Source organism: Bradyrhizobium zhengyangense (genome assembly GCF_022012435.1).
In the GTDB taxonomy this organism is placed as follows: domain Bacteria; phylum Pseudomonadota; class Alphaproteobacteria; order Rhizobiales; family Xanthobacteraceae; genus Bradyrhizobium; species Bradyrhizobium zhengyangense.
The window spans coordinates 1415982-1440287 of record NZ_JAKLUA010000001.1 but is presented as its reverse complement, the minus strand read 5'-3'; the positions used below and the strand labels follow the sequence as shown (position 1 = coordinate 1440287).

The following is a 24306-nucleotide window of genomic DNA, read 5'->3' as shown; positions in this document are numbered from 1 at the left end:
CAAAGAATAAAAGCCGTTGGGAGGTTGTGATGAGACTGCTCGGGAAGCTGAGATTCGCCTTCGCTGCATGCCTGCTAGGCGCAAATGTCGCGGCAGCCGACACCACCGTGAAATGGCTCCACATCGAGGTCAATCCGGCCCAGGTGAAGATCTGGGAGGAGGTCGCGCGCAGCTATGAGGCCTCGCATCCCGGCGTGAAGGTCGAGATGCAGTTCCTCGAGAACGAGGCCTACAAGGCCAAGCTGCCGACCATCCTGCAATCCAAGGATCGGCCGAACATCATCTACAGCTGGGCCGGTGGCGTGTTGAAGACGCAGATCGACGCCGGCGTTCTTGAAGACATCACGGACCAGGTGAAGGGCTATAGCGACAGCATCACGCCCGCGGCGCTCGCCGCCTTCACCAGCAATGGCCACGTCTATGGCCTGCCCATTTCGCTGTCGCAGGTCGGCTTCATCTGCAACAAGGATCTGATGGCCAAGGCGAAGGTCGATCCCGCTGCCATCAAGACGTGGGACGATCTGCTCGCCGCGGTGAAGACACTCAAGGCAGCCGGCGTGACGCCGATCGTGGTCGGCGGCGCCGACAAATGGCCGCTGCACTTCTACTGGACCCACCTTGCGGTGCGGATCGGTGGCAAGGCAGCCTTCGACGCTGCATTGCGCGGCGAGAATGGCGGCTTCGCCGGCGAAACCTTCCAGAAATCCGGCGAGCTGTTCAAGCAGCTCGTTGATCTCCAGCCGTTCCAGAACGGCTTCCTCGGCTTCAAGAACCCTCAGGCGGTAGGCTATTTCGGCGATGGCAAGGCTGCGATGTCGCTCGCAATTAGCTCGGTCTATAATTTGCAGCGCGCGCTGGCCGCCGACAAGGTCGGATTGAGCGAGGACAAGATCTGTTGGTTCGATTTCCCTGTCGTGCCCGGCGGCAAGGGCGCGCCGACGGACACGCTCGGCGGCATCACAGGCTGGCTGGTCACCAAGGACTCGCCGAAGGAGGCGGTCGATTTCCTCAAATACTTCATCTCCAAGGACGTGCAGACGAAACTTGCCGCGGGCAGCTACATCATCCCCGTGGTGCAGGGTGCGGACGCCGGTCTCAACAATTCTTTCATGAAGCTGATCGCGTCCAATCTCGCAAAGTCGAACTACCATCAGAACTTCTATGACCAGAGCCTCGGCCCCTCGGTCGGCCGCGTCGTCAACGACGTCTCGGCGGAGATTGCCGGCGGCAGCATGAGCCCGCAGGACGCGGCGAAAGCGATCGAAGCGGCGTTCAAGCAGGGTAACTGACGGTGGCGCGACGGATGGCGATCACCTCGCCGGTCGGCGTTGCCGGCGAGGCGGCTCCTCAGGCCGCGGTCCGCGGCCCGCATTGGGACAGTCGTTTCACCGTTCTGATCCTGTTCCTGCCGCCGGCATTGCTGCTGTTCACGCTGTTCGTGGTGCTGCCGATCGGCGAGGCGGCATGGTACTCGGGCTTCAACTGGAACGGTTTCGGCAGGCCGACCCACTGGATCGGCTTCGATAACTATCGCTTCGTCTTGGAAACGCGCGCGTTCTGGCTCGCGCTGCGCAACAACGGGCTGATCATCGCAGTCTCGCTCGCGGTCCAGCTGCCGCTGGCGCTGACATTGGCCCTGATGCTGGCCGAGAAGTTTCGCGGCGCGGTGGCGCTGCGCATGCTGTTCTTCATGCCCTACATTCTGGCGGAGATCGCGACCGGGTTGATCTTCTCCTTCGTCTACGACGGCGACTACGGACTTGTCGCATCGATCTGGCGCACCTTCGGTGCCGAGCCGCCGCATCTGTTGGCCTCGACCGACACGGCGATGCTGGCGGTGCTGATCGTGATCGTGTGGAAGTATTTCGGCTTCCACATGATGCTGTTCATCGCGGCGCTGCAGAGCCTCGACAAGACCCTGGTCGAGGCGGCGCGGATCGACGGCGCAACGCGATCGCAAACCTTGCGCCATGTCGTGATCCCCTTGCTCTACCCGACCATCCGGCTCTCGGTGTTCTTCGCCATCGTCGGCTCGCTGCAGCTGTTCGATCTCGTGATGCCGCTGACGCGCGGGGGGCCGGCGGATTCCTCGAACACCATGGTCAGCTTCCTCTACAACAACGGCATCTCGCGCATGCGGGTCGGCTATGGCAGCGCCATCGGCGTTATCCTGTTCGCGATCTGCGTGACCTTTGCCTTCACCTACAAGCGATGGTTCATGCGCGATGAATAGTGCCGAGACTGCCCGCGCCCCGTTCGACCCCGCCGTGCTGTTCAAGGCGGCATTTCTCGGGATCGTTGCCATCTTCGTGCTGGTGCCGCTGCTTGCGACCTTGCTCGGCGGCTTCAAATCGCTCGGCGAATTACGCGTCAATCCGTTCGGCCTGCCGCAGCATTGGGAGTGGCAGAACTATGCGGACATCCTGTTCTCGGGGCGCTACTGGCAGCTCCTGCGCAATTCGCTGATCATCTCGACCCTCACGGTGACATTGACGCTGATCGTCGCCTCGATGGCGGCGTTCACCTTCGCCCACGTCAGGTTCTTCGGCTCGTCGATGCTGCTGAGCTATCTGACGCTCGGCCTGTTGTTTCCGGCGGCGACCGCCGTGCTGCCGCTGTTCATCAAGGTGCGCGATCTCGGCCTGCTCGATACCTATTTCGGCGTTGCGCTGCCGCAGGTGGCCTTCAGCCTTGCCATGAGCGTGCTGCTGCTGCGCCGCTTCTTCAAGGACATTCCCTATGAACTGCTGGAGGCCGCGCTGGTCGATGGCTGCAGCTACATCAAGTTCTTTCGTTACGTGACGCTGCCGCTGTCGCGGCCGATCCTGGCGACCGTCGGCACCATCACCTTCGTCAACAGCTGGAACGCCTACCTGCTGCCGCTGGTAATGCTCAACACCGATGCGCTCTATCCCTGGCCGCTCGGCATCATGGTTTACCAGGGCGAATATTCGTCCGAGTGGCACCTGATCCTCGCCTTCATCACGCTCACCATCCTGCCGACGATCATTCTGTTCCTGCTGGCGCAGAAGCATATCGTCGCCGGCCTCACGGCAGGCGCAGTCAAGGGATGAACAAGACTTCACGGAGACAAAAATGAGAAAAGTCGGCATCGGAATCATCGGCTGCGGTGTCATCAGCACCGCTTACCTCAAGGCAGCACAGCGCTTTCCGGTCATGGAGGTGAGGGCGCTCGCCGACATGCGGAGCGATGTCGCGGAGCGCCAGGGGGCCGCCTTCAACCTGCCGGCGATGCGGGTCGACCAGCTGCTCAAGCGCGACGACGTCGAGATCGTCGTCAATCTCACCGTGCCGCTCGCCCATACCGATGTCAGCCTCGCGGTGCTGAACGCCGGCAAGCACGTCCATTCCGAGAAGCCGCTCGGCATCAACGTCGCGGAAGCCCGCAAGGTGATGGATCTCGCCGCGCAGAAGAACCTTCGCGTCGGCTGTGCGCCCGACACGTTCCTCGGCGGTGGGCACCAGACCGCGCGCAAGCTCATCGACGACGGCGCGATCGGCACGCCCGTGGCGGGCAGCGCCTTCTTCGGCTGCCCCGGCCACGAGCGCTGGCATCCGGCGCCCGGCTTTTACTATTTGCGCGGCGGCGGGCCGATGCTCGACATGGGACCGTATTACATCACCGATCTCGTGCAGCTGCTTGGGCCTGTCGCCAGTGTGATGGGCTCGACCGCGCGCCCGAGATCCGAGCGTTTGGTCACCAGCCAGCCGATGAACGGGGCCTTGATTCCGGTCGAGGTGGCGACCCACGTCGCGGGCACACTCGAATTCGAGAGCGGGGCCGTCGTCTCGATCACCATGAGCTTCGATGTGCCGAAGCACCGCCACGCGCCGATCGAGATTTATGGCGACAAGGGCAGCATGCTGGTGCCCGACCCGAACCGCTTCGGCGGCGAAGTGCAGGTCGCCAAGACCGGCGGCGAATTCGAGACGATGCCGTTGACGCACGGTCATGTCGAAGGCGAATTCCGCTCGATCGGCGTCGCCGACATGGCTTCCGCGATCCTGAACAACCGGCCGCACCGCGCCAGCGGCGCGCTGGCCTTCCATGTGCTCGAGGTGATGGAGGCGTTCCAGATCTCGGCGGACGAGGGACGGCGGGTCAAGATCGAAAACCGCGTCGAGCGGCCGGCGATGCTGCCGGCCGGACGTGAAACCGGACAGATCGACTGAGGGAATGAGCATGCGCAAGGCATTGATTGTATGGGGCGGCTGGCCGGGACACGATCCGGATTTGTGCGCCTCGATGATCCGCGGCTGGCTGAAGGCGGAAGGCTTCGAAGTCCAGATCGAGACGACGACCGAGGCATTCGGCGATCCCGGGATTCATGATCTCTCGCTGATCATCCCGATCTACACCATGTCGAAGATCGAGAAGGCGGACGCTCTCAATCTCTGCGCCGCGGTGCGAAGCGGCGTCGGGCTCGCCGGTCATCATGGCGGCATGTGCGACGCGTTCCGTGACTCCGTCGACTACCAGTTCATGTGCGGCGGGCAATGGGTCGCGCATCCCGGCAACATCATCGACTACAAGGTCGACGTGACCAAGCCTGATGATCCCATCATGAAGGGCCTGAAGAGCTTCGAGCATCGTTCCGAGCAGTATTACATGCATGTCGACCCCGCGATTGAGGTGCTGGCGACGACGACGTTTACCGGCGAGCACGCATCCTGGATCGATGGCGTGGTGATGCCGGTGGTCTGGAAGAAGCAATATGGCGTGGGCAGGGTGTTCTATTCCTCGCTCGGTCATCGCGCCTACGAGCTCGACGTGCCGGAGATCCGGACGTTGATGACCCGCGGCATGCTGTGGGCGGCGCGCGAATGACTGAAGGCGCGACCCAGCCCATGGTTCGCGCCACGCTCGAGGATGTCGCGCGCGCCGCGGGGGTTTCGCTCGCCACCGTCGATCGCGTCGTCAACCGGCGGGAGGGCGTGCGCGCCAAGACCGTCGCGCGTGTCGAGGCGGCGGTGGCAAAACTCGGCTATCGTGCCGACGTCGCTGCTGCGCGCCTCGCCCGCGGACAGTCGTTTCGTTTCGCCTTCGTGCTGCCGACCGGCAGCAACAGCTTCATGACCAATTTGTCCGAGCAGGTCCAGCGCGCCGCCGACTGGCTTGCCGGCCAGCGCGGCTTCATCGACATCCTCCACGTCGACGTGTTCGATCCTGATGTCCTCGCCGGCGCGCTGGATGATTTGTCGCCGGTCTATCAGGGGGTCGCCGTGGTCGCACTCGACCATCCGAAGGTACGCGACGCGATCGACGAACTCACCGCGCGCGGGGTCGCCGTAGTGACCCTCGTGTCGGACGCGCCGAGCTCGCGCCGTCTGCACTATGTCGGCATCGACAATCCGGCCGCAGGCCGAACCGCGGCAACGCTGATGGGGCGCTTTCTTGCCGCCCGCGAGGGCAAGGTTGCCGTCATCGCGGGATCGTTGTCGCTGCGCGATCACACCGAGCGGCAGTTCGGCTTCCACCAGATATTGACGAGCGAGTATCCAAACCTCGCGACATTGCCGGTCATCGAGGGCCGCGATGACAGCGCGCGCACGCGCGAGCTCACCGCCGCGCTGCTGAAACGCCATACCGACCTGCGCGGCATCTACTGCTGCGGCGCCGGCAATCGCGGCATTGCCGAGGCACTCGAGGCGTCCGGCCGCGCGCGTGACGTGGTCTGGATCACCCATGAGCTGACCCAGCATACGCGGCGCTTCCTGGTGCGCGGCACGCTCGATGCGATCATCAACCAGGATCCCGGCCACGAGGCGCGCTCCGCCGCGCGGGTGCTGCTGGCGCATTGCATGGAAGAGCCGATCAGCCCCGATCAGGAGCGCATCCGGATCGACATCTTCCTTCGCGACAATCTGCCGTAACGGCCTGATGGTGTCGGGGAAGTGCGCGGGGCTGTTCAGGCCGGCACACGCGCAACGCACCAAGAGCTCCATCTTCCCAGATAGTTAGAGGCGCAATGTGCGCCCTGCCGGGCCTGTCCCGCGCCGACGATTGACAGCCAATTATTACATGTCTAAAAATATGCAAATTCATATAATTCACGAGACGCCTGAATGGACGCTCATCCGCTCAAGCTCAAGGTCAGGTCGTATGTCGCGGAGACGCCGTTCGTACGGAGCCTTGTGTTTGGCGTGGAGGACGGCGTGGTGCCGCGTTGGCAGGCCGGCGCACATCTGCGCGTGGCGCTTCCTGATGGAGGGGACCGGCCGTACTCGCTGATGGCGTTGCCGGGTCTGGCCGAGGATGCGCTGGCGCTCGGTGTGCTGCGCGAGGAGGCTTCGACCGGCGGCTCGCAATTCATGCACGCGCTGAAGGTTGGCGATGTCGTGAAGGCGAGCGCGCCGGTCAACAATTTTCACCTGCACGAGGGCAGCGCGCCGGCGCTGTTGTTTGCCGGCGGCATCGGCATCACGCCTGTCCTGTCGATGGCCGCGGAGCTCGCGGCGCGAGGGAGCCCGTATCGCCTGCACTATGCGGGTCGCACCCAAGGACTGCTGGCGTTCCTGCCGCAATTGCAGGAGATCTGCGCCAAGGGCCTGTCCGTCCACTACGACAGCGACGAGTCTCGCCTCGACATTGCAGCAGCGCTCGCCGATGCCGCCGCAGACGCCCACGTCTACGCCTGCGGGCCCTCAGGCATGATCGATGCCGTGAAGGTCGCCGCGCTTGCCGCCGGCGTGTCGGCTGGCCGCATTCATTATGAACTCTTCAAAGCCGAGCAGCCGTCATCGCCCGATCGGCCGTTCGAGGTCGAGCTGAAATCGACCGGGCGGGTCATCGGCGTTGCCGCCGGCCAGACCATCATCCAGGCGCTGGAAGCGGCCGGGCTCGACGTCCTCTACGACTGCCAGCGTGGCGATTGCGGCATCTGCCAATGCGGGGTGATCGAAGGGGTGCCTGATCATCGCGACGTCATCCTCAGTGACGACGAGAAGGCGTCCAACAAGGTCATGCAGATCTGCGTGTCACGCGCCAAGTCGGAACGTCTGGTGCTGGATCTCTAGGGGGAGGCGAAGGACGCCATGAACAAATACGGAGGCAATGCCGGGGCGATTGCGGCGCTGGTGCGCGAGGCCGAGGTGCACCGCGACGTCTATGTCGATCCCGAGATTTTCGAGCTCGAGATGGAGCATCTGTTCCCGAACAGCTGGATCTATGTCGGGCATGCGAGCCAGCTGGCAAAGCCAGGCGACTTCATCACCGCCAATATCGGCCGGCAGCCCGTCATGGCCAGCCGCCACACCGACGGCTCCATCCACGTCTTCTACAACCGCTGCCCGCACAAGGGCGTGAAGATTGCCTCGGAACCCTGCGGCAACACCGGAAAGTTCTTCCGCTGCCCCTATCACGCCTGGTCGTTCAAGACCGACGGCTCGCTGCTCGCGATCCCCTTGAAGAAGGGCTATGAGGGCACCGGCTTCGGCGACACCCAGGCGAATGAGGGGCTGTCGAAGGTCAGGAACGTCGTCATCTACCGCGATTTCATCTTCGCCCGCCTCAGCGATTCAGGCGTGTCCTTCGAGGATTATTTCGGCGAAAGCCTTTCGACCATCGACAACATGGTCGACCGCTCGCCGGAGGGGAAACTCGCAGTCCAGGCGACGCCGATCCGCTACATGCACACCTGCAATTGGAAGATGCTGGTCGAGAACCAGACCGACACCTGCCATCCCATGGTCGCGCATGAGAGCTCGGCCGGCACCGCCGTCAAGGTCTGGAAGCGCGAGCAGGGCGATGCCACGGAGACGCCGATGGCGGTGCAGCTCTACGGTCCCTTCATGAGCCCGTACGAGTTCTACGAGCAGAGCGGCATCAGGATCTGGCCGAACGGCCACGGCCACACCGGCGTCGCCAACTCGATCCATTCGAACTATCAGGATATCCCTGGATATCTCGACCAGATGGTCGCGGCCTATGGCGAGCAGCGGGCCCACGAGATCCTCGGCGAGGTCAGACACAACACGGTGTACTTCCCGAACATCATGGTGAAGGGCGCGGTGCAGATCCTGCGCAATTTCATCCCTGTAGCGGTCGACAAGACGCTGGTCGAAAGCTGGGTCTATCGCCTGGTTGGCGCGCCCGACAAGCTCTACGAGCGCGCCTTGATGTACAACCGCTTCATCAATGCGCCGACCTCGATCGTCGGGCACGACGATCTCGAAATGTACGAGCGGGCCCAGGAAGGGCTGAAGTCAAACGGCAATCAATGGGTCAATCTGCGGCGGCTCTACGACGGCCATGAAGAGCAGGACGTGACGGCCGTGATCAACGGCACGTCCGAACGGCAGATGCGAAACCAGTTCCACGCCTGGGCGAAATTCATGACCATGGACATGGACAAGCGCATCGAGGCGGCGGAATGATCAGCGAGAAGACCATCACGGACTTCATTTACGAAGAGGCCGAGCTGCTTGACACGATGCAGTGGCAGGCTTGGCTCGATCTGTTTCACCCGGAGGGGCGCTACTGGATGCCGCTGGAATGGCAGCAGCAGGACCCGGTGCTGCAGCCGTCCTTGATGTATGAGGACCTGCTGCTGTTGAAGGTCCGGGTCGAGCGGCTCGCCGGCGAGCGCACCTTCAGCCAGAAGCCGAAGAGCCGCTGCCATCATCTGCTCCAGTCGCCCCGGATCGTGGCGTGCGACCCGGCTGCCGGCGTGTTCAAGGCGCGGACGTCCTATATCTACACCGAGACGCGCGGCGATAATCTGGAGCGGTATTCGGGCTGGGCCTCGCATGATCTTGTCCGGGTCGGCGATGCCCTGAAGATCAAGCTCAAGCGCGTCGATCTCGTCAATTTCGACGCGCCGTTCGGCAATATCCAGCTTTTCATGTGAGACTGCTTTGACTACTGCGACCACAGTCTACGACCGCTTTCGCGAGACCGCTCTCCGCCGGGGCGAGGCGGGTTTCCTCAACGTGCTGCCGGAAACCGCCGGGATCTACGGCATCGCCGCCGGAGAGATCACCTACCGCGCCATGCTGGATCGGGTCGAACGCTGGCGCGCGGCGTTCGCAGAGCGCGGATACGGCGAGGGCCACCGGGTCGGATTGCTGCTCCAGAACAGGCCCGTCTTCGTCGAGCTGTGGTTCGCGCTCAACGCGCTCGGCGTCTCCGTGGTGCCGATCAATCCGGATTTGCGACTCAGCGAGCTCGAATACATCATCGCGCATTCTGAGATGAATGCGGCCTTTGTCCTTGCCGATCGGCGCGAGGAAGTCGAGACGGCGGCGCGTCGGGCCGACCGGCCGATCCCGGTCGTGACGGACGAGAGCGACGTTCCCGCGCCCTTCGGCGGCGTGCGGCCGGCGACGGCCGGAACCGAGGCGAGCGAATGCGCGCTGCTCTATACCTCGGGGACGACGGGGCAGCCCAAGGGCTGCGTGCTCACCAACAGCTATTTCCTGCATTCCGGCAACTGGTATCGCGATGTCGGCGGGCTGATCGATCTCAAGGGCGACGGCGAGCGCATGATCACGCCGCTGCCGCTGTTCCACATGAATGCGATGGCGGTATCGCTGATGGCGATGCTGTCGGTCGGCGGCTGCCTGACCATGCTTGATCGCTTCCATCCGCGCAGCTGGTGGGCGTCGGTGCGCGACAGCCGCGCGACCTGCCTGCACTATCTCGGCGTGATGCCCTCGATGCTGATGAGCGCACCGCCTTCGGCGCAAGATCGCGCGCACAGCGTTCGCTTCGGCTTCGGCGCGGGTGTCGACAAGCTGCTCCATGCACCGTTCGAGGCGCGCTTCGGTTTTCCGCTGCTCGAGGCCTGGGCGATGACAGAAACGGGCAGCGGCGGCGTCATCGCCGCCAATGTCGAGCCGCGCAAGGTCGGCACGTCTTGTTTCGGCCGCCCGGCCACCGAGGTCGAGGTGCGTATTGTTGATGATGCCGGCAATGACGCCCCCAGCGACACGCCCGGCGAGCTGCTGGTGCGGCGCGCCGGCGCGGACCCGCGATACGGCTTCTTCCGCGAGTATCTCAAGAACGAGGCCGCCACCGCCGAGGCGTGGGCCGGTGGCTGGCTGCACACCGGCGATATCGTCTCGCGCGATGCCGATGGCGACCTGCATTTCGTCGACCGCAAGAAGAACGTGATCCGTCGCTCCGGCGAGAACATCGCCGCGGTCGAGGTCGAATCCGTCCTCAACCGCCATCCTGCGATCCGGCAGGCCGCGGTTGCGGCGACGCCCGATCAGGTGCGCGGCGACGAGGTCGCGGCCGTGATCATCGCCGAACAAGCTGGCGCCGACCGCGCGCTGGCCGAAGGCATCGTGCGCTGGAGCCTGGAGCAGATGGCATATTACAAGGCGCCGGGCTGGATCGCTTTCGTCGACAGCCTGCCGCTGACGGCAACCGAGAAGATCCAGCGCGGCGGCCTGAAAGACTTCGTCATCAAGCTGATGCATGACGGCGCGTTCTTCGACCTGCGCGACCTCAAGAAGCGGCAAGTCTGATCGAGGAGTCTGATCATGGTCGAGATCCGCACCACACTCATCACCGGCGGCAATTCGGGGATCGGCGAGGCACTGGCGAAGAAGCTCGTCGCGCGCGGGGAGCGCGTGGTCTCGGTCGGGCTGGAGAAGCCGAGCTGGACGCACGAACTGCTCGCAGCCTATTGCGCCGATCTCTCCAACCTTGAGGAGACACGCGCCATCTCGCAGGAGATTTGCCGCGACCATGCCATCGATCGCCTCGTGCACAATGCCGGCGTGATCCTGCCGAACCTGCTGCCCGATGCCAGGCCGGAAGACATCCTGATGTTGGCGCAGCTGCATCTGGGCGCCCCGATGCTGCTGACCCAGGCGGCGCTGGAGGGGATGCTCGCGCGTCGCTTCGGGCGTATCGTGTTCGTCTCGTCGCGTGCCGCGATGGGGGCGGCGACGCGATCGGCCTATTCGGCCACCAAGGCCGGCGTGCACGGCATGGCGCGGACCTGGGCGCTGGAGCTCGCCGCGAGCGGCATCACCGTGAACGTCGTCGCGCCCGGGCCGATCCTGACCGACAATTTTTGGGGCATCATCCCGAAAGGCTCCGAGCAGCAGGAGCGGATGGCGCGCAACGTCCCGGTCGGCCGGCTCGGCTCGCGCGAGGATGTCGCGCACGCGATCTCGTTCTTCCTCGACGAGCGCTCGGACTTCGTCACCGGCCAGGTGCTCTATGTCTGCGGCGGCACCAGCCTCGTCGGCCTTGGCCCCTAAATCTGGTTCTGCCTGATATTCTCGACCATCTTGGCCAGCACGCGCGCGCAGACCTCGATGTCGTCAGGGTCGATGCCTTCGATCAGTCTGTCGTAATTGTTCGCCATGATCGGCCAGATCTTGCGCAGCAGCGCCTCTCCGTCAGGCGTCAGCCCGACGACGCGGCGGCGCTGGTCCTCCTCGGCGATCTCGCGCTTGACGAGGCCCGATGACACCATGGACTCGACCATGCGGCTTGCCGTCGACTGCTCGGTCACCGCGAGCACGGCGACCTCGTTGACTGTCAGGGTCTTGTAGATGAACAGCACCGACAGTGTCCGGAACACGACATTGTTGATGCCGTGCTCGCTGAGGTCGCGGTTCTGATCGAGGTTCCAGCGATTGGCGAGCCGGTTGAACAGATACGGTATGTAGGTTTGCAACTGGTCCCGCGTCCGCGGCGGACCCGATTTCCATCTGCTCTTGGATTCTCTGGCCATTATCTCTTGCGACTTTGCTTCTTGCTCTCGGTATGATCATTTGAGGACAGCGATTTCAGCACGGACAGCGCGCTGTCCAGATCCCGGGCCGGGACGTTCTCGAACCGTTTGGCGAGATGTTTCTTGTGGATTTCGGCCGCCTTCCTGAAAAGTGCTTCGCCCTTCGGCGTCAGGCGGACGATGAAGGACCGCCGGTCCTCGCTCGACATCTCCCGGCTGATGAGATCGTCGGCGAGCAGGCGCTGCACTAGGCCGGAGACATTGCCGCCGGTGACCTTCAGGTTTTGCGACAATTGGCCGAGCGCGAGACCATCCCTGTAACGATCGAGCTGGGCCAGCACGTCGAATTTTGCCAGCGACAGGCCGAACTCGGAGTTCAGCATCGAATTGAGCGAGGCGAAGAGTTCGCCATGCAACGACAGCAATTGCAGCCAGAGCCGGGTTTCGATCTGCCCGGGCACGGGAACAACGTTCTCTTTGAGTGCTGCCGGCATCGCCCAGTCCGTTTGAATCATGCGAAAGTCTTGATGGTCTGGATTACGCCGTCGAGTGCCGTGCCAGCGCTGTCCTTCAGCGCGGCCTCGCGCAATCGGCGCGCCCAGTCGGCGGCATCCTCGCGGCGTTCGACCAGCTTGATCGCAGCGAGCGTCCTGTCGAATTTCGACAAGCCGCGGCTGTGGGTATCGGAATAGCCTTTGACGAGGCGGCGGCATTGCAGGATTTCGACGCCGAGCTGGTAACTGTTGGCGACAGCGTCGGTCGCGGCCCTGAGCCAGGCATCCCGGTGCGCCGTCTCGACGGCGTGACGGAGCGAGCGGCGGCGCAAGCCGCGCATCCCGCCGACGACATAGAGCGCCAGGAACCAGGGCAGCGAATAGGTCTTCACTCGGCGCCCTTTGTTGACACGCCGATCGAGCCAGCCGAGCAGGCGCGGTCGCGCGCCAAGCCAGCGGCTGACGCCCACGGGCAGCATGCCCATCACTTCCTCCATGCGCGGATGCATGAATTCCGTGGTCTGCAGCACCTGTCCGTCCGACATCTCGAGCTCGTTCTCGATGCGCGTGCGGCGACCGGCGCGGGTCTTGAGGTCGGCGACGCGGATCACGTCGTCATAGCTCATGGCGTTGGCGAGGTACTTTGCCGCGACCTCCGTAAAAGCATAGGCGTGCGCGCCGCCGCCAGCGCTTCGGTCGGCCGCGTGCAGGACCTTGAGGATATCGAGATATTCGCCGCCATAGGCGACGTCCTGGAAGTCGACGACCTTGCGCAAGCCCGCGCGCGCCATGGCAAGCGCAGGCGCGGGCAGTTCCTGGTTCAATCTTGCGATCAGTGCGCCGAGCTGCGGATCTGAGATTGCGGACGAGGGGATCTTGCTGACCGGTTTCGCTTCCGCCGGCGCTGCAACCTCGGCCGGACCGGACTTGACCCGCGCGAAGGCAGCCTCGAACGTCTCGACGCTGGCCTTGGCGCCTTTGCCGCCGGCGCGAATCACGTCGAGATAGCTGTCGCGGCTGAACGGCAGCACACCGGCCGCGGCGAGCGCGCCGAACATCGCGGCCGAGATGACGCTGCCATGCGCGATCGCGAGCGCATTCAGATCGAAGATAATCTCGGTCTTCGCCGCAATGCCAATGGCGCCGGTGACGGCGCCGCTGTCGGCGATACCGTTGCCCGGCGCGATCTTCTCGCCAACCGCGAACGAGCGGTGATTGGACGCGATCAGCGTGGTACGGTCAGGCGTCACCAGGCCGCGCAGGATCGAGCGGCCGGCCTCCATGAACTCCGCCGCCATCACCACGTCGACATCGCCGGGCGTCGGCATCAGCGACAGGATCGGCTTGCGGCCGTCAAGCGGCGGCATCGCCTCGATGTAATAGATCGTGGCGCCGGTACGCTGGGCAACCCCGGGCACGGAGGTCGATTGCGCGACCCAGCCGTGGTTCTCGGCGAGCTGCACGATCCAGTCTGTCAGCACGCCGCCGCCCTGGCCGCCCATCGCGACGATCGCGATCGAGATCGGCCGCTCGGTCGCTTCGCCTGAAGCGGGCAGGGCCAGCCGGACCGTCTCGTCCCTCATGCCAGTGCCTCGAGCGCCGGCCGGCGGCGGTCGCGCCGCCGCTGCAGCCAGCCGATCACGTTCATCGCGATCTTCGATTTGAACTTGTCCCAGCCGGTCGGATTGTGAATCACGTCGGCGCGGTAGAACGAGGGGCAGAGCACGGCGGCCTCCGAGACCTCGCCGCAATTGCCGCAACCGACGCAGGAATTGTCGATCGCCGCGACGGGATCGTCGCGCAGGGGATCGTCGAGCTGCTTCACCGACAGCGACGGGCAGCCGGAGAGGCGGATGCAGGCGTGGTCGCCGGTGCAGACATCCTCGTCGACGCCAAAGCGCTCCTTGACGATGCGCACGCCGTCCTTGATCGCCTTGTTGATCTGCGGCTTCACGCGGCGCTGCTTGTTCAGCATGCATTCGGAGGAGGCGACAATGACCTTGGGGCCTTCGTCCTTGGTCGTCAGCGCCTCCTTCAGAATGTCGCGCATCTTGGCGACGTCGTAGGTGCGGTCGAGCTGACGCACCCATTGCCCGCCGATGCCCTTCACCGCCTTGACGATCGAATTGTTGGTGTCGCGCCGCTTGTTGATCGCGCGCGAGGACAGGATGTCCTGACCGCCGGTCGCCGAGGTGTAGAAATTATCGACGATGACGAACACGCCGTCATGCTTGTTGAACACGGCATTGCCGATGCCGCTGGTCAATCCGTTGTGCCAGAAGCCGCCATCGCCCATCACGGCGATCGAGCGCTTGTCGGCCTTGACGTTGAAGGCCGAGGTCGAGGCCGGGCCGAGGCCGAAGCCCATCGTGGTTGCTCCGATGTTGAACGGCGGCAGGATCGAGAACAGATGGCAGCCGATGTCGGCGGAGACGTGGTGCTGGCCGAGCTCTTCCTCGACCAGCTTCATGGCGGCGAAGATCGGCCGTTCCGGGCAGCCGGTGCAGAGCCCGGGCGGGCGCGCCGGCACCACCTGCTTGAGCTTCTCGACCGCGGGGTGATTGAGCACGGGCGCGGCATCCGGCGCCGGTGGCCGGTTGCCGAGCAGCCGCGGCTCGGTCTTCTCCAGAAATTCCCTGACGCCGCCGAGCAGCACCTGCGCGGTGTAGTCGCCGCCCATCGGCAGCACGTCCTTGCCGTGAACGCGCGCCTGAATGTCCTTGCGGCGCAGCACCGTGTTGATGGCCTGCTCCAGATATTCCGGCTGTCCCTCTTCGACGATGAGCACGGCGTCCTTGCCGGCGCAGAACTCCGCGACCTCGGTGTCGATCACGGGGTAGGTGACGTTCATGACGTAGAGCGCCACTTGCGTGTTGCCGTAGGCGTCTGACAGCCCAAGATATTGCAGCGCGCGGATGACATTGTTGTACATGCCGCCTTGCATGATGATGCCGACCTTGCCCTGCGTCGGTCCCATCCATTCGTTCAGCTTGTTGTCGCGGATGAAGCCGATGGCCGCGGGCATCCGCGTCTTGATCTTCTCCTGCTCGTGCTCATAGGCCGCCGGTGGCAGCACGATGCGGTTGACGTCACGCTTGGGATTGTTCAGCGCGTCCTTGATGGTGTGCGCCGGCTTGCGGTTGTCCTTGCAGGCAAAGCTGCCGTGCATGTGACAGGCGCGCACGCGCACCTCGAGCATGACGGGCGTGTTGGAGAACTCGGAGAGCTCAAAGCCCTTCTCGATGAGATTGACGATGCATTCATGCTCGGGACGAGGATCGAGCAGCCACATCTGCGACTTCATCGCAAACGCATGCGTGCGCTCCTGCATGATGGAGGAGCCCTCGCCATAATCCTCGCCGACGATGATCATGGTGCCGCCGGTGACGCCGCCCGAGGCGAGATTGGCGAGCGCGTCGGAGGCGACGTTGGTGCCGACGGTGGATTTCCACGCCACCGCGCCGCGCAGGGGATACATCACCGAGGCCGACAGCATCGCCGCGGCGGCCGCTTCGTTGGCGGAGCTCTGGAACACGACGCCGAGATCGTCGAGCACGTCCTTGGCGTCGGCGAGTACGTCCATCAGATGCGAGATCGGCGAGCCCTGGTAGCCGCCGACATAGGCGACGCCGGATTGCAGCAGCGCCTTGGTGATGGCGAGGATGCCTTCGCCGCGGAAGGTGTCGCCGTCGCCGAGCCGGAGATCCTCGACCTCACGAGCAAAGGAACGTTCAGCCATTGCACCCTCCAGAAATATGCGATAGCATACGTTTACATGTGAAGTAAGTCAACGCCGCGCCATGCTATCACGCCTGCGGATGGTCTCTTTCGGCAAGGCGGTCATGAGCGAGCCGACAGGGTAGGGCCGATGCTGAAGCTGCCTCGCTTTAGAGCCGCCGCCGTCCAGGCTTCACCAGTCTATCTCAACGCGAGCGCGACCGCCGACAAAGCCGCCTCACTGGTGCGTGAGGCCGCGGCCAACGGCGCGAAACTCGTCGCGTTCCCCGAAGTATTCGTGCCCGGTTACCCCTATTGGAACTGGATCACCGATCCCGTCACCGGCAGCGCGTGGTTCGAGAAGCTCGCAAAGGTCTCGGTGCTGGTGCCGGGCCCGGAGGTCGACGTCGTCAGGAAGGCCGCGCGCGATTGCAGCTGCTATGTTGTCCTCGGCGTGAACGAGCGCAGCCCGGTCTCGCTCGGCGCGATCTACAATACGCTTGTTTTCATCGGGCCGGATGGCGCACTGCTCGGCAAGCACCGCAAGCTGGTGCCGACCTGGGCAGAGAAGCTGACCTGGACCGGCGGTGACGGATCGAGCCTGCGCGTCTATGATACCGAGATCGGGCGTCTCGGCGGCCTTGCCTGCGGCGAGAACACCAACACGCTCGCGCGCTTTGCGCTGCTCGGCCAGGGTGAGCTCGTGCACGTCGCCAGCTACATCTCGCTTCCCGTCGCGCCGCCTGATTACGACATGGCGGAGGCGATCAAGCTGCGCGCCATCGCCCATTCCTTCGAAGGCAAGATCTTTACCATCGTCTCCTGCTCGACCGTTTCGGAGGAGATCATCACCGCGATGGAGACCATCGTTCCCGACGCGCGTGCACGGCTGCAGCGCAAATCGAGCGCATTCTCCGGCATCATCGGCCCCGACGGGCGCGTGGTCGGCGCATCGCTGATCGACGACGAAGGAATCGTCTATGCCGACATCGATCTCGAGCGCTGCATTCAGCCGAAGCAGATGCACGACATCGTCGGTCACTACAACCGGTTCGACGTGTTTGATTTGCGGGTCAACAGGCGTCCCCTGGCGCCGCTGGGCATCGCAGGCGAGGGCGACGCCGCGGAGCAGAGCTTTACGCCGATCCCGCTGAGATCGGAATAGACTTTGGAGGACAGCATGCGCGAGAACGTGATCGGTCGGGCCAATGTCGAGGATACGCCCGAGCTCAAGGCCTATTACAAGGATCTCGAAAGGTACGAGGCCGGCGCGCTCTGGACGGTCGCCAACAAGATCGAGCCGTGGGCGCCGCAATCGGCCTCCGTCCCCGTGCTCTGGCGCTACAGGGATCTGCGTGAGCATGTGCTGCGCTCGGTCGATCTGGTCTCGCCGGAGAAGGCCGGGCGGCGGGTGATCTATCTCAACAATCCTGGAAGGCGCGATGTGTCCGCCGCGGTCGGCTGGCTCTATTCGGGATTGCAGGTGATGCATCCCGGCGAAGTCGCCACCGCCCATGCCCACTCGGCCTCGGCGCTGCGCTTCATCATGGAAGGCGCGGGCGCCTACACCGTCGTCGACGGCCACAAGATGACGCTGGGCGCGCGAGATTTCGTGCTGACGCCGAACGGCACCTGGCACGAGCATGGCGTCGAGGGCAACGGCTCGGTCTGCATCTGGCAGGATGGCCTCGACATCCCGCTGGTCAATGCGCTGGAAGCCAATTTCTTCGTCGTGCATCCAAAGCTCCAGCAGGAGCCGTCAGGCTATCCCGTCGACGACATGACCAAGACCTGGGGCAATCCCGGTCTTCGTCCAGCCGGCTCGAAATGGGCGAAGGGCTATTCCCCCATGTTCAAATATGAGTGGGAGCCGACCTACGAGTCCTTGCAGAAATACGCCGCGGCGACGGACGGCTCGCCTTACGACGGCACGCTCATGAACTACGTCAATCCGATCACCGGCGGTCACGTCATGCAGACGATCGGCGCCAGCATGCAATTGCTGCGGCCCGGCGAAAAAACAAAATCGCACCGGCATACCGGCAGCTTTCTCTACCAGGTCGCCAAGGGGCGCGGCTATTCGATCATTGGCGGCAAGCGGCTCGAATGGGAGGAGCGCGACATCTTCTGCGTTCCCTCCTGGGCCTGGCACGAGCACGGCAATGCCTCCGCGAGCGAGGACGCCTGCCTGTTCTGCTTCAACGATCTGCCTGTTATCGAAGGCCTCGGGCTCTACCGGGAAGAGGCCTATGGCGACAACGGCGGCTATCAATCGGTCGCGGCCTGATATCTCTTTGCAAAATTCAACCAGAACAGCCGGGTAAAGCCTTTCATGCGTCTCGTCACCTACACCTTGGGCAACAGTGGTGCCCGTCTTGGAGCTCTTGCGGGCGGACTGGTCGTCGATGTCGAGCACCTCGGTGCGTCCAGCGGCGTGACATGGCCCGATGATATGCTGTCGTTCATCGACAACAGCGTGACCCTGCTGCCTGCGCTTAAGGAGGCACTGGAGGACGCCAATGGCCGCTTTCCGGCTGGCTCTGCCGTCGCAGTCGAGGACGTCAGGCTGCAAGCTCCGATCCCGCGTCCGCGCAAAAACATCTTCGGCATCGGGCTGAACTACCGCGCGCACGTGGCGGAGTCGGCCAAGAGCCTCGACACCAGCAAGGACCTGCCGAAGCAGCCGGTCGTCTTCTCCAAGCCGCCGACATCGGTCGTCGGACCGGGCGGTGCGATCCATCACAATGCCAAGATGACGCAGCAGCTCGACTGGGAGGTCGAGCTCGCCGTCATCATCGGCAAGACCGCAACGCGCATCTCCACCGACAAGGCGATGGACCACGTGTTCGGCTATTCCGTGATGATCGACATTTCCGCGCGCGACAACCGCCGCGCCGGGCAGTGGATATTCTCCAAGGGCATGGACACCTATGCGCCGTTCGGCCCCTGCATCGTCACCGCGGACGAGATTCCCGATCCGCACGATCTCAGGCTGTGGCTGACCAAGAACGGCGTCATGAAGCAGGACTCCAACACCAAATACATGATCTTCGACATCCCGGTGCTGATCTCGGACATTTCGTCGGGCATGACGCTCGAGCCGGGCGACATCATCGCGACAGGAACGCCTGAAGGCGTCGGCGCCGGCATGAGCCCGCAGGAATGGCTGTGGCCGGGCGACGTGGTCGAGGCCGGGGTCGACGGCGTCGGCGTCCTCAGGCATCCCGTCGTTGCGATCTGATGACGGTCTTCTCGTTCGATCGCGAGCTCAGGTTCGGAGACTGCGACCCCTCGGGCATCGCGTACTTCCCGTCCTATCTGAACATCCTCAACGGTGTCGTCGAGGACTTCTGGGTTAAAGTCGGCTTTCCATGGCCGGAGCTGATCACCATCAGGAAGATCGGGACGCCGACGGTGCATCTCGCCTGCGACTTTTCGCGTCCATCGATGTTCGGCGATCTCTTGACCTTCAATCTGCGCATCATCAAGGTCGGCGGATCATCCCTCCATCTAGACCATGTCATATCAGGCGCGAACGGCCCGCGCTGGCGCGCGCGCCAGATCCTGGCCGCGACCTCGCTGGTCGATCATCATGCGATCCCATGGCCCGACGACATCAGAGCTGCGCTCATGGCCCATGTGACCGCGGGTGAGGGGACCGAGGCAACACCGGCATGATCTCGCTGTTCATGACATTCTCCGATTCCACGGGTCAACGGCGAGTACGCCCTGACGAGGTGGACGCCGCGGCGGACTTGGTCGGATCGATCCCTGACATGACCGAGGCCCTGCTGTTCACGCCGCTCGAACAGTCGGTCGATCATCCCTACAAGGCCGACGGCTCAGGCCCCGTGTTTGCGCTTCAACTGCGCTTTCCCGACCTGTTCGCCTGCGAGGCGGCGATGGACGGCGGCAGCATCCTTGCCTGCCTCGCGATAGGGGCCGGACACGCCGGCCTCACCGGGCTCGACGTTACGCACCAGGTGATGCTGACACGCGCATTCCCCGTCGATGTCGCGGACCATCCGGCAGGGACGACAACGCCGTGCAGCTACCTCGTCCACTATCCCGGCCCGGCCGAGGACATGAACGCCTGGAACCTGCATTATCTCGAGCATCACCCATCGATCATGCGGACCTTCCCTGATGTCCGCCAGATCGAGATCTACACCCGCATTGATTGGATCGACCGCCTGCCGTCGCAGCGCGTCGAGCACATGCAGCGCAACAAGCTGGTGTTCGACAGCCCGCAGGCCCTCGCGCACGCGCTCGGCTCCGACGTGATCAAGCACATGCGCGCCGACTTCGTGAAATTCCCGCCATTTGCTGGCGGCAACAAGCATTTTCCGATGCTGACGCGAGTGATCCTGAAAGACAGGATGTGAGCGGGTCGCCTAATCGATGAAGGCGGCGAGCTCCTCGGGCGTGCCGGAAGGGAAGGCGCCTTTGAGGAAATCCAGGAAGGCCGAGACCCGGGCGCTCAACAATCTGCGCGACGGATAAAGCGCCCAGAGCGCGATTGGCGGGCCATCGACGTCGCCCCAATGGACGAGCTTGCGGCTACCAAGGTCGTGACTGACAAGAGACAGGGGAAGGCGCGCCGCACCCACGCCGGCGCGGACGGCGTCGCGAACCATGATGAGTGACGACAGGCGAAGCACCGGATCGGTCGTGATCCGGATTTTCCGGCCGCGCGCAGTCACGTCCCAGTCGGGGCCCAGATCGCTCGCGCCCCGTACCACGGTCGGAACGGCGCGATCGCTTTTCGGACGCTTCAGGTCGGGGCTCGCCACCACCACCAGCCGATCGCGCATCAGAATTCGTCCGACCAGCGTTTCATCGGGATCCGGATTGACCCGGATCACGAGATCATAGCCTTCCTCGATCATGTCGACGGAACGGTCTTCCGTCGTGATCTCGAGGCGGACCTCAGGATATTTCAGCGCGAAGCCGGCGGCCAGCTTTCCCATCGCGGTCTGCGAGAACAAGAGGGGGGCGCTGACCCGCAACCTGCCGCGCGGCTTGTCGCCGCCGGACGCAATCGCCACTGCTGTCTGTTCGAGATCAATGAGGAGTGCCGCCGTCCGCTCATGAAGCGCTCGTCCTTCCTGGGTGAGCTTGACGGTCCGCGATCCGCGCTCGAACAGGCGCAGATCAAGGCTGCTCTCCAGCTCGGAGACCCGGCGAGAGAGCGTTGCCTTCGGCCGTCCAGAGGCGCGGGCGGCTTTCCCGAAGCCTCCATGTCGTGCAACCAGGTTGAAATCGGTGAGGGCAAGCAAATCCATACGGGCCACCTGTGATTTGGTGAGCGACCCGGCCGCGCCGCCGGGTTGATCGCACTGCGCGTTCGTCTTGTCTTGCTCAGGAGTCAAGAAGTCCGCGCACCACTAACGCTATTCGCTGATCACGCGCACTCTTCCTGATCCGACCGGAGCGCTCGAGCTCGGCCAATCCGTGAAGAGCCGCCCAGAATGTCTCGGTCGCGACCTCGACGTCGCTTCTCGATGGCGCGACTACGGAAGCCAGCGCCGCAAAACCGTCCTTCAACTCCGGCTTGGTGTCGGCTTCCGCGAAGCGGAGGCTGGTCGGCAGAGTGAACATCGCCTCATAGAGCGCCGGGTGCTGGCGCGCAAAGGTGAGATACGCCATTGCGACGTTCTCGATCGCTTTTCCTCGATCTCCCGATCGGTGCGCGGCCTTTCGAAGCGCTTTGGCGAGTTCGCCGAACCCTTCGAGCGCGACCGCTGTCACGATCGCGTCCCTGTTCTCGAAGTGAGAATAGACCACAGGCTGGCTGTATTCGATCTCGTCGGCAAGCCGCCGGATCGTGACGGCAGGCCATCCCTCCCGCTCGGCAATCAGCCGAGCCGCCGCCGTGATGCGGTGCTCCCGGTCGGCCCGCTCCCTGGTTTTCCTCTCGGCGACACCCAAGACCTGATCTCCAAACCGTGATGGCGCGACATAATAGCGGTACTTGATAATCTAGCAATGCTAGAATAGTTAGTAACGAAAGAAGGAGGCGTCTATGTCCTGGTTTTCAATCGCTGTGGCGTGGCTAGCGGCCCTCGGCATCATCGCCATCGGAGTCATGTACCTGACCAACCCGCGGGCCGTGACGCAGAGCTTTGGCCTGCCGCTTCCCGAGCAGGGGCCGAACGTCGCCTGGTGGCTGCGGCTCAAGGGCGTGCGCGACGTCGTCTCGGGACTGGTCGTGCTCGCCTTGATGGCGTGGGGCGGCCCGCGGATGCTCGGCGTGGTGCTGCTGATCGAAGCGATCATCCCCGTGGGTGACATGTCGCTCATCCTCGCCGCGAAGGGCTCGACGGCGAGGGCGTTGGGTGTCCATGGCCTCACCGCGGCGCTGATGATCCTGGCGGCGATCCCTCTGATCGCGAACGCGGGTTGATCAGACGAGGATACGAGGCGCCGCGGTGGCCTTGTCACCCGAATTCGGCGTCCCCGTCGGTTCGATCAAGAGGATGTGCACTTCGCCCCGCGCCACGGGCCTGTGCTCAACGCCCTTGGGGACGACAAAAACCTCGCCCGGGTTGAGTGTGACCGTGCGATCCCGCAGTTCGATGTCGAGCGTCCCGCTGAGCACGAGAAAAAAGTCGTCCGTATCCTCGTGCTTGTGCCAATGAAAGGGCCCCTCGAGCTTGGCCACCATAATGTCATTGTCGTTGTAAGTCGCGACCGTGCGCGGAGAGAAACGGTCGGTGAATGTTGCGAGCTTCTCGGCGAGATTTGCGGGTGCTTTCATGGCGTTTCCTCGAGCGAGCGGTCTGGTCCACGTTTGCAAGACGGGGGCGTGCTGGTTAGCACGAGCTCAATCACGGAACGAGACTGCTGCGACTTAGGCATGGCCGAGAGGCGCACGAGTTCCGCATCGCCATAGCCGCAACCATGACGAGCCTGCCGGTGCTCAGGCGATTGCGGGCGCCCGGCCTAACGGCCGCTCTCGGAAGCGATCGTTCCACCAGTGAGACGGACTGTCCAAAATCGTCGGCTATCGTGATTGATTTGGATCGCTAGTTTCGTGGCTACGAACTCGGTCGACACCACTGACGCGGCCGAACGTCAACCACAGCGACAAGGACCATCGTCATGATCTATTCGACCGCCACCGTCCCGGTGAACCTTGAGGGCGAAGCCACGCTGACCCGCGAGCAGGTCTGGAAAGGGCTAGAGCTCAAGGCGCGCGACGCCCGTCTTTTTCTGCCGCCCGGCCTCTGCACGCGCTGCGACGTCGTCGAGGAGAGCGCAACGCACCTGGTGCGCGAAGCCACCATCGCCGGCGCGGATCTGCGCGAGATCATCACGCTCGAGCCGCGGAGCAAGGTCACGTTCTTCCAGGCCACCGGCCCGCGCGAAGGCGCCATCATCAACGAGATCGTCGAGAACGACGCCGGCGAGCTGCAGCTTACATTCTACTGCTATCTCGGCCTGCGCGGAAAGCAGCCTGATGGTCCCGAGGAGCAGGCCGAGCAGGCGCAGTCCGACAGCGACAAGGGCTACAGGGCCGCGCTGCTGTCGACGCTCAAGCGCACCCGCGAGCTGCTGGCCGACGGCACGCTCTGACCAATCCCATTACGCCGAGCAATCTGGTCCCCGATCACTCTCATTCATGGAGGCAACAATGAATACGCTCACGGACAACAACGCGAAGACATCCGCAACGAAGATCCTGGTTCTTGGCGCAACCGGCGGCACCGGACGCCAGATCGTCAAGCAGGCGCTTGCCCGCGGCCATCAGGTCACCGCGCTGGTGCGGTCACCGGAAAAGGCGGGCGATCTGAACGGCGCCCGGCTCGTTGTCGGCGACGTGCGCGACGAGAAGGTGCTTCGCGAAGTGCTCAGGGGACAGGACGCCGTCGTCAGCGCGCTTGGCACCCCGGCAAGCCCCTTCCGCGAGGTGACGCTGCTCTCGACCGCGACGCGCGCGCTCGTCCAGGCGATGACGGCCGAGCGCGTCTCTCGCCTGGTGGCCATCACGGGGATGGGCGCCGGCGACAGCCGCGGGCACGGCGGCTTCCTGTTCGATCGCGTGATCTTTCCGCTGCTTTTGAAGAAGGTGTATGCCGACAAGGACAGGCAGGAAGCCATTGTGAGGGAGAGCGGGCTCGACTGGGTCCTCATTCGTCCCACTGTTCTGAATGACAAGCCGGGTCGTAGCTCGGTACGGGCCCTGACGGATCTCTCGGATTTCCACGGCGGCAGCATCTCCCGACAGGACGTCGCGACATTCGTCCTGGATCAACTGCGCAGCGTTGATTGGCTGCATCGTGCTCCGTTGATCACGGGGTGAGGGGCGAGGCCTCTGCTTCCTCCCGTGAGGGCGATGGTGGATGGAAACGGCGCGAGAATCTCGCCGGGTGTGT

Annotated in this window: 26 protein-coding genes; 19 read left to right on the top strand and 7 right to left on the bottom strand. The window is 63.9% G+C overall.

The genetic code is table 11. The annotated features are described in order from the left end of the window. The first annotated feature begins 29 nt into the window (after window positions 1-29). From L6637_RS07000 to L6637_RS06950, 11 genes are all read left to right on the top strand, one after another. Entirely contained in the window at window positions 30-1289 is a 1260-nt protein-coding gene (locus L6637_RS07000) for an ABC transporter substrate-binding protein (protein ID WP_237869701.1), read from the top strand. Between the two features lie 14 nt (window positions 1290-1303). Next, a complete protein-coding gene (locus L6637_RS06995) occupies window positions 1304-2233 on the top strand; it encodes a carbohydrate ABC transporter permease (RefSeq protein ID WP_249798035.1) in 930 nt (309 codons plus the stop codon). Beyond that, window positions 2226-3074, top strand: a complete 849-nt coding sequence (locus tag L6637_RS06990) for a carbohydrate ABC transporter permease (protein WP_237859005.1) — start codon at window positions 2226-2228, stop codon at window positions 3072-3074. Before L6637_RS06995 ends, L6637_RS06990 begins: the two co-directional genes overlap by 8 nt. Window positions 3075-3096: 22 nt before the next feature. Continuing rightward, window positions 3097-4194 (top strand): Gfo/Idh/MocA family protein, encoded by a 1098-nt coding sequence (locus tag L6637_RS06985; RefSeq protein ID WP_237869700.1) that lies wholly within the window; start codon window positions 3097-3099, stop codon window positions 4192-4194. A 10-nt stretch (window positions 4195-4204) separates the two neighbouring features. After that, the gene (locus tag L6637_RS06980; RefSeq protein WP_237859003.1) at window positions 4205-4849 is read left to right on the top strand and encodes a ThuA domain-containing protein; all 645 of its coding nucleotides are present in this window, start codon (window positions 4205-4207) and stop codon (window positions 4847-4849) included. Further along, on the top strand, window positions 4846-5895 hold the full coding sequence (locus tag L6637_RS06975) for a LacI family DNA-binding transcriptional regulator (protein WP_237859001.1): 1050 nt from the start codon (window positions 4846-4848) through the stop codon (window positions 5893-5895). Before L6637_RS06980 ends, L6637_RS06975 begins: the two co-directional genes overlap by 4 nt. Window positions 5896-6087: 192 nt before the next feature. Then, the gene (locus L6637_RS06970; protein ID WP_237869699.1) at window positions 6088-7038 is read left to right on the top strand and encodes a PDR/VanB family oxidoreductase; all 951 of its coding nucleotides are present in this window, start codon (window positions 6088-6090) and stop codon (window positions 7036-7038) included. An 18-nt stretch (window positions 7039-7056) separates the two neighbouring features. Then, the gene (locus tag L6637_RS06965) at window positions 7057-8397 is read left to right on the top strand and encodes an aromatic ring-hydroxylating dioxygenase subunit alpha (protein WP_237858997.1); all 1341 of its coding nucleotides are present in this window, start codon (window positions 7057-7059) and stop codon (window positions 8395-8397) included. Further along, window positions 8394-8870, top strand: coding sequence for an aromatic-ring-hydroxylating dioxygenase subunit beta (locus L6637_RS06960; RefSeq protein WP_237858995.1), 477 nt, complete (start codon window positions 8394-8396; stop codon window positions 8868-8870). Before L6637_RS06965 ends, L6637_RS06960 begins: the two co-directional genes overlap by 4 nt. Window positions 8871-8877: 7 nt before the next feature. After that, complete coding sequence (locus tag L6637_RS06955; protein WP_237869698.1) at window positions 8878-10494, top strand: ATP-dependent acyl-CoA ligase; 1617 nt, start codon at window positions 8878-8880, stop codon at window positions 10492-10494. Between the two features lie 15 nt (window positions 10495-10509). Continuing rightward, window positions 10510-11238, top strand: coding sequence for an SDR family NAD(P)-dependent oxidoreductase (locus L6637_RS06950; RefSeq protein WP_237858991.1), 729 nt, complete (start codon window positions 10510-10512; stop codon window positions 11236-11238). Here the strand turns inward: L6637_RS06950 and L6637_RS06945 are convergent. From L6637_RS06945 to L6637_RS06930, 4 genes are read right to left on the bottom strand one after another with little or no spacing between them, the layout of a single operon-like run. Next, window positions 11235-11660, bottom strand: a complete 426-nt coding sequence (locus L6637_RS06945; protein WP_237858988.1) for a MarR family winged helix-turn-helix transcriptional regulator — start codon at window positions 11658-11660, stop codon at window positions 11235-11237. The genes L6637_RS06950 and L6637_RS06945 overlap by 4 nt on opposite strands. A 56-nt stretch (window positions 11661-11716) precedes the next feature. After that, window positions 11717-12211 carry a MarR family winged helix-turn-helix transcriptional regulator gene (locus L6637_RS06940; protein ID WP_237858987.1) on the bottom strand — a complete coding sequence of 165 codons (495 nt, stop codon included), beginning with the start codon at window positions 12209-12211 and terminating at the stop codon, window positions 11717-11719. A gap of 17 nt (window positions 12212-12228) precedes the next feature. Continuing rightward, window positions 12229-13794: an indolepyruvate oxidoreductase subunit beta family protein gene (locus tag L6637_RS06935; protein ID WP_237869697.1), complete on the bottom strand. Its 1566-nt coding sequence runs from the start codon at window positions 13792-13794 to the stop codon at window positions 12229-12231. Further along, complete coding sequence (locus L6637_RS06930; protein ID WP_237869695.1) at window positions 13791-15950, bottom strand: thiamine pyrophosphate-dependent enzyme; 2160 nt, start codon at window positions 15948-15950, stop codon at window positions 13791-13793. The genes L6637_RS06935 and L6637_RS06930 overlap by 4 nt, the downstream gene beginning before the upstream one ends. Window positions 15951-16079: 129 nt before the next feature. Between L6637_RS06930 and L6637_RS06925 the strand changes: the two genes are divergently transcribed. Genes L6637_RS06925 through L6637_RS06905 form a run of 5 tightly spaced genes read left to right on the top strand, consistent with a single transcriptional unit; the run spans window position 16080 to window position 20313 of the window. Then, a complete protein-coding gene (locus tag L6637_RS06925; protein WP_237869694.1) occupies window positions 16080-17093 on the top strand; it encodes a carbon-nitrogen hydrolase family protein in 1014 nt (337 codons plus the stop codon). Between the two features lie 15 nt (window positions 17094-17108). After that, window positions 17109-18215 carry a cupin domain-containing protein gene (locus tag L6637_RS06920; RefSeq protein ID WP_237869693.1) on the top strand — a complete coding sequence of 369 codons (1107 nt, stop codon included), beginning with the start codon at window positions 17109-17111 and terminating at the stop codon, window positions 18213-18215. Between the two features lie 45 nt (window positions 18216-18260). Continuing rightward, the gene (locus L6637_RS06915; protein WP_237869692.1) at window positions 18261-19169 is read left to right on the top strand and encodes a fumarylacetoacetate hydrolase family protein; all 909 of its coding nucleotides are present in this window, start codon (window positions 18261-18263) and stop codon (window positions 19167-19169) included. Beyond that, window positions 19169-19606, top strand: coding sequence for an acyl-CoA thioesterase (locus L6637_RS06910; RefSeq protein WP_237869691.1), 438 nt, complete (start codon window positions 19169-19171; stop codon window positions 19604-19606). The genes L6637_RS06915 and L6637_RS06910 overlap by 1 nt, the downstream gene beginning before the upstream one ends. Then, entirely contained in the window at window positions 19603-20313 is a 711-nt protein-coding gene (locus L6637_RS06905) for a hypothetical protein (protein ID WP_237869690.1), read from the top strand. Before L6637_RS06910 ends, L6637_RS06905 begins: the two co-directional genes overlap by 4 nt. Before the next feature lie 9 nt (window positions 20314-20322). Here the strand turns inward: L6637_RS06905 and L6637_RS06900 are convergent, their stop codons facing one another. Next, window positions 20323-21213, bottom strand: a complete 891-nt coding sequence (locus L6637_RS06900) for a LysR family transcriptional regulator (RefSeq protein ID WP_237869689.1) — start codon at window positions 21211-21213, stop codon at window positions 20323-20325. 76 nt (window positions 21214-21289) lie between these two features. Beyond that, complete coding sequence (locus tag L6637_RS06895; RefSeq protein ID WP_237869688.1) at window positions 21290-21859, bottom strand: TetR/AcrR family transcriptional regulator; 570 nt, start codon at window positions 21857-21859, stop codon at window positions 21290-21292. 94 nt (window positions 21860-21953) lie between these two features. Between L6637_RS06895 and L6637_RS06890 the strand changes: the two genes are divergently transcribed. Then, window positions 21954-22334, top strand: a complete 381-nt coding sequence (locus tag L6637_RS06890; RefSeq protein WP_237869686.1) for a DUF4267 domain-containing protein — start codon at window positions 21954-21956, stop codon at window positions 22332-22334. On the opposite strand, the gene L6637_RS06885 is transcribed toward L6637_RS06890, so the two are convergent. Further along, entirely contained in the window at window positions 22335-22688 is a 354-nt protein-coding gene (locus L6637_RS06885) for a cupin domain-containing protein (RefSeq protein ID WP_036024830.1), read from the bottom strand. 344 nt (window positions 22689-23032) lie between these two features. Here L6637_RS06885 and L6637_RS06880 point away from each other — a divergent pair, with 344 nt between their 5' ends. After that, complete coding sequence (locus L6637_RS06880; RefSeq protein WP_237869684.1) at window positions 23033-23506, top strand: SRPBCC family protein; 474 nt, start codon at window positions 23033-23035, stop codon at window positions 23504-23506. Between the two features lie 58 nt (window positions 23507-23564). Further along, the gene (locus L6637_RS06875) at window positions 23565-24233 is read left to right on the top strand and encodes an NAD(P)-dependent oxidoreductase (protein ID WP_237869683.1); all 669 of its coding nucleotides are present in this window, start codon (window positions 23565-23567) and stop codon (window positions 24231-24233) included. The last annotated feature ends 73 nt before the right edge of the window (window positions 24234-24306 follow it).

Excerpts from the sequence above, each read along its gene's own strand:
- L6637_RS06875 (WP_237869683.1), top strand. The coding sequence starts at position 23,565 with ATGAATACGCTCACGGACAACAACGCGAAGACATCCGCAACGAAGATC.
- L6637_RS06905 (WP_237869690.1), top strand. The coding sequence starts at position 19,603 with ATGATCTCGCTGTTCATGACATTCTCCGATTCCACGGGTCAACGGCGA.
- L6637_RS06995 (WP_249798035.1), top strand. The coding sequence starts at position 1,304 with ATGGCGATCACCTCGCCGGTCGGCGTTGCCGGCGAGGCGGCTCCTCAG.
- L6637_RS06885 (WP_036024830.1), bottom strand. The coding sequence starts at position 22,688 with ATGAAAGCACCCGCAAATCTCGCCGAGAAGCTCGCAACATTCACCGAC.
- L6637_RS06925 (WP_237869694.1), top strand. The coding sequence starts at position 16,080 with ATGCTGAAGCTGCCTCGCTTTAGAGCCGCCGCCGTCCAGGCTTCACCA.
- L6637_RS06935 (WP_237869697.1), bottom strand. The coding sequence starts at position 13,794 with ATGAGGGACGAGACGGTCCGGCTGGCCCTGCCCGCTTCAGGCGAAGCG.
- L6637_RS06900 (WP_237869689.1), bottom strand. The coding sequence starts at position 21,213 with ATGGATTTGCTTGCCCTCACCGATTTCAACCTGGTTGCACGACATGGA.
- L6637_RS06910 (WP_237869691.1), top strand. The coding sequence starts at position 19,169 with ATGACGGTCTTCTCGTTCGATCGCGAGCTCAGGTTCGGAGACTGCGAC.
- L6637_RS06920 (WP_237869693.1), top strand. The coding sequence starts at position 17,109 with ATGCGCGAGAACGTGATCGGTCGGGCCAATGTCGAGGATACGCCCGAG.
- L6637_RS06960 (WP_237858995.1), top strand. The coding sequence starts at position 8,394 with ATGATCAGCGAGAAGACCATCACGGACTTCATTTACGAAGAGGCCGAG.
- L6637_RS06930 (WP_237869695.1), bottom strand. The coding sequence starts at position 15,950 with ATGGCTGAACGTTCCTTTGCTCGTGAGGTCGAGGATCTCCGGCTCGGC.
- L6637_RS06965 (WP_237858997.1), top strand. The coding sequence starts at position 7,057 with ATGAACAAATACGGAGGCAATGCCGGGGCGATTGCGGCGCTGGTGCGC.
- L6637_RS06880 (WP_237869684.1), top strand. The coding sequence starts at position 23,033 with ATGATCTATTCGACCGCCACCGTCCCGGTGAACCTTGAGGGCGAAGCC.
- L6637_RS06985 (WP_237869700.1), top strand. The coding sequence starts at position 3,097 with ATGAGAAAAGTCGGCATCGGAATCATCGGCTGCGGTGTCATCAGCACC.
- L6637_RS07000 (WP_237869701.1), top strand. The coding sequence starts at position 30 with ATGAGACTGCTCGGGAAGCTGAGATTCGCCTTCGCTGCATGCCTGCTA.
- L6637_RS06990 (WP_237859005.1), top strand. The coding sequence starts at position 2,226 with ATGAATAGTGCCGAGACTGCCCGCGCCCCGTTCGACCCCGCCGTGCTG.
- L6637_RS06940 (WP_237858987.1), bottom strand. The coding sequence starts at position 12,211 with ATGCCGGCAGCACTCAAAGAGAACGTTGTTCCCGTGCCCGGGCAGATC.
- L6637_RS06980 (WP_237859003.1), top strand. The coding sequence starts at position 4,205 with ATGCGCAAGGCATTGATTGTATGGGGCGGCTGGCCGGGACACGATCCG.
- L6637_RS06890 (WP_237869686.1), top strand. The coding sequence starts at position 21,954 with ATGTCCTGGTTTTCAATCGCTGTGGCGTGGCTAGCGGCCCTCGGCATC.
- L6637_RS06950 (WP_237858991.1), top strand. The coding sequence starts at position 10,510 with ATGGTCGAGATCCGCACCACACTCATCACCGGCGGCAATTCGGGGATC.
- L6637_RS06915 (WP_237869692.1), top strand. The coding sequence starts at position 18,261 with ATGCGTCTCGTCACCTACACCTTGGGCAACAGTGGTGCCCGTCTTGGA.
- L6637_RS06970 (WP_237869699.1), top strand. The coding sequence starts at position 6,088 with ATGGACGCTCATCCGCTCAAGCTCAAGGTCAGGTCGTATGTCGCGGAG.
- L6637_RS06975 (WP_237859001.1), top strand. The coding sequence starts at position 4,846 with ATGACTGAAGGCGCGACCCAGCCCATGGTTCGCGCCACGCTCGAGGAT.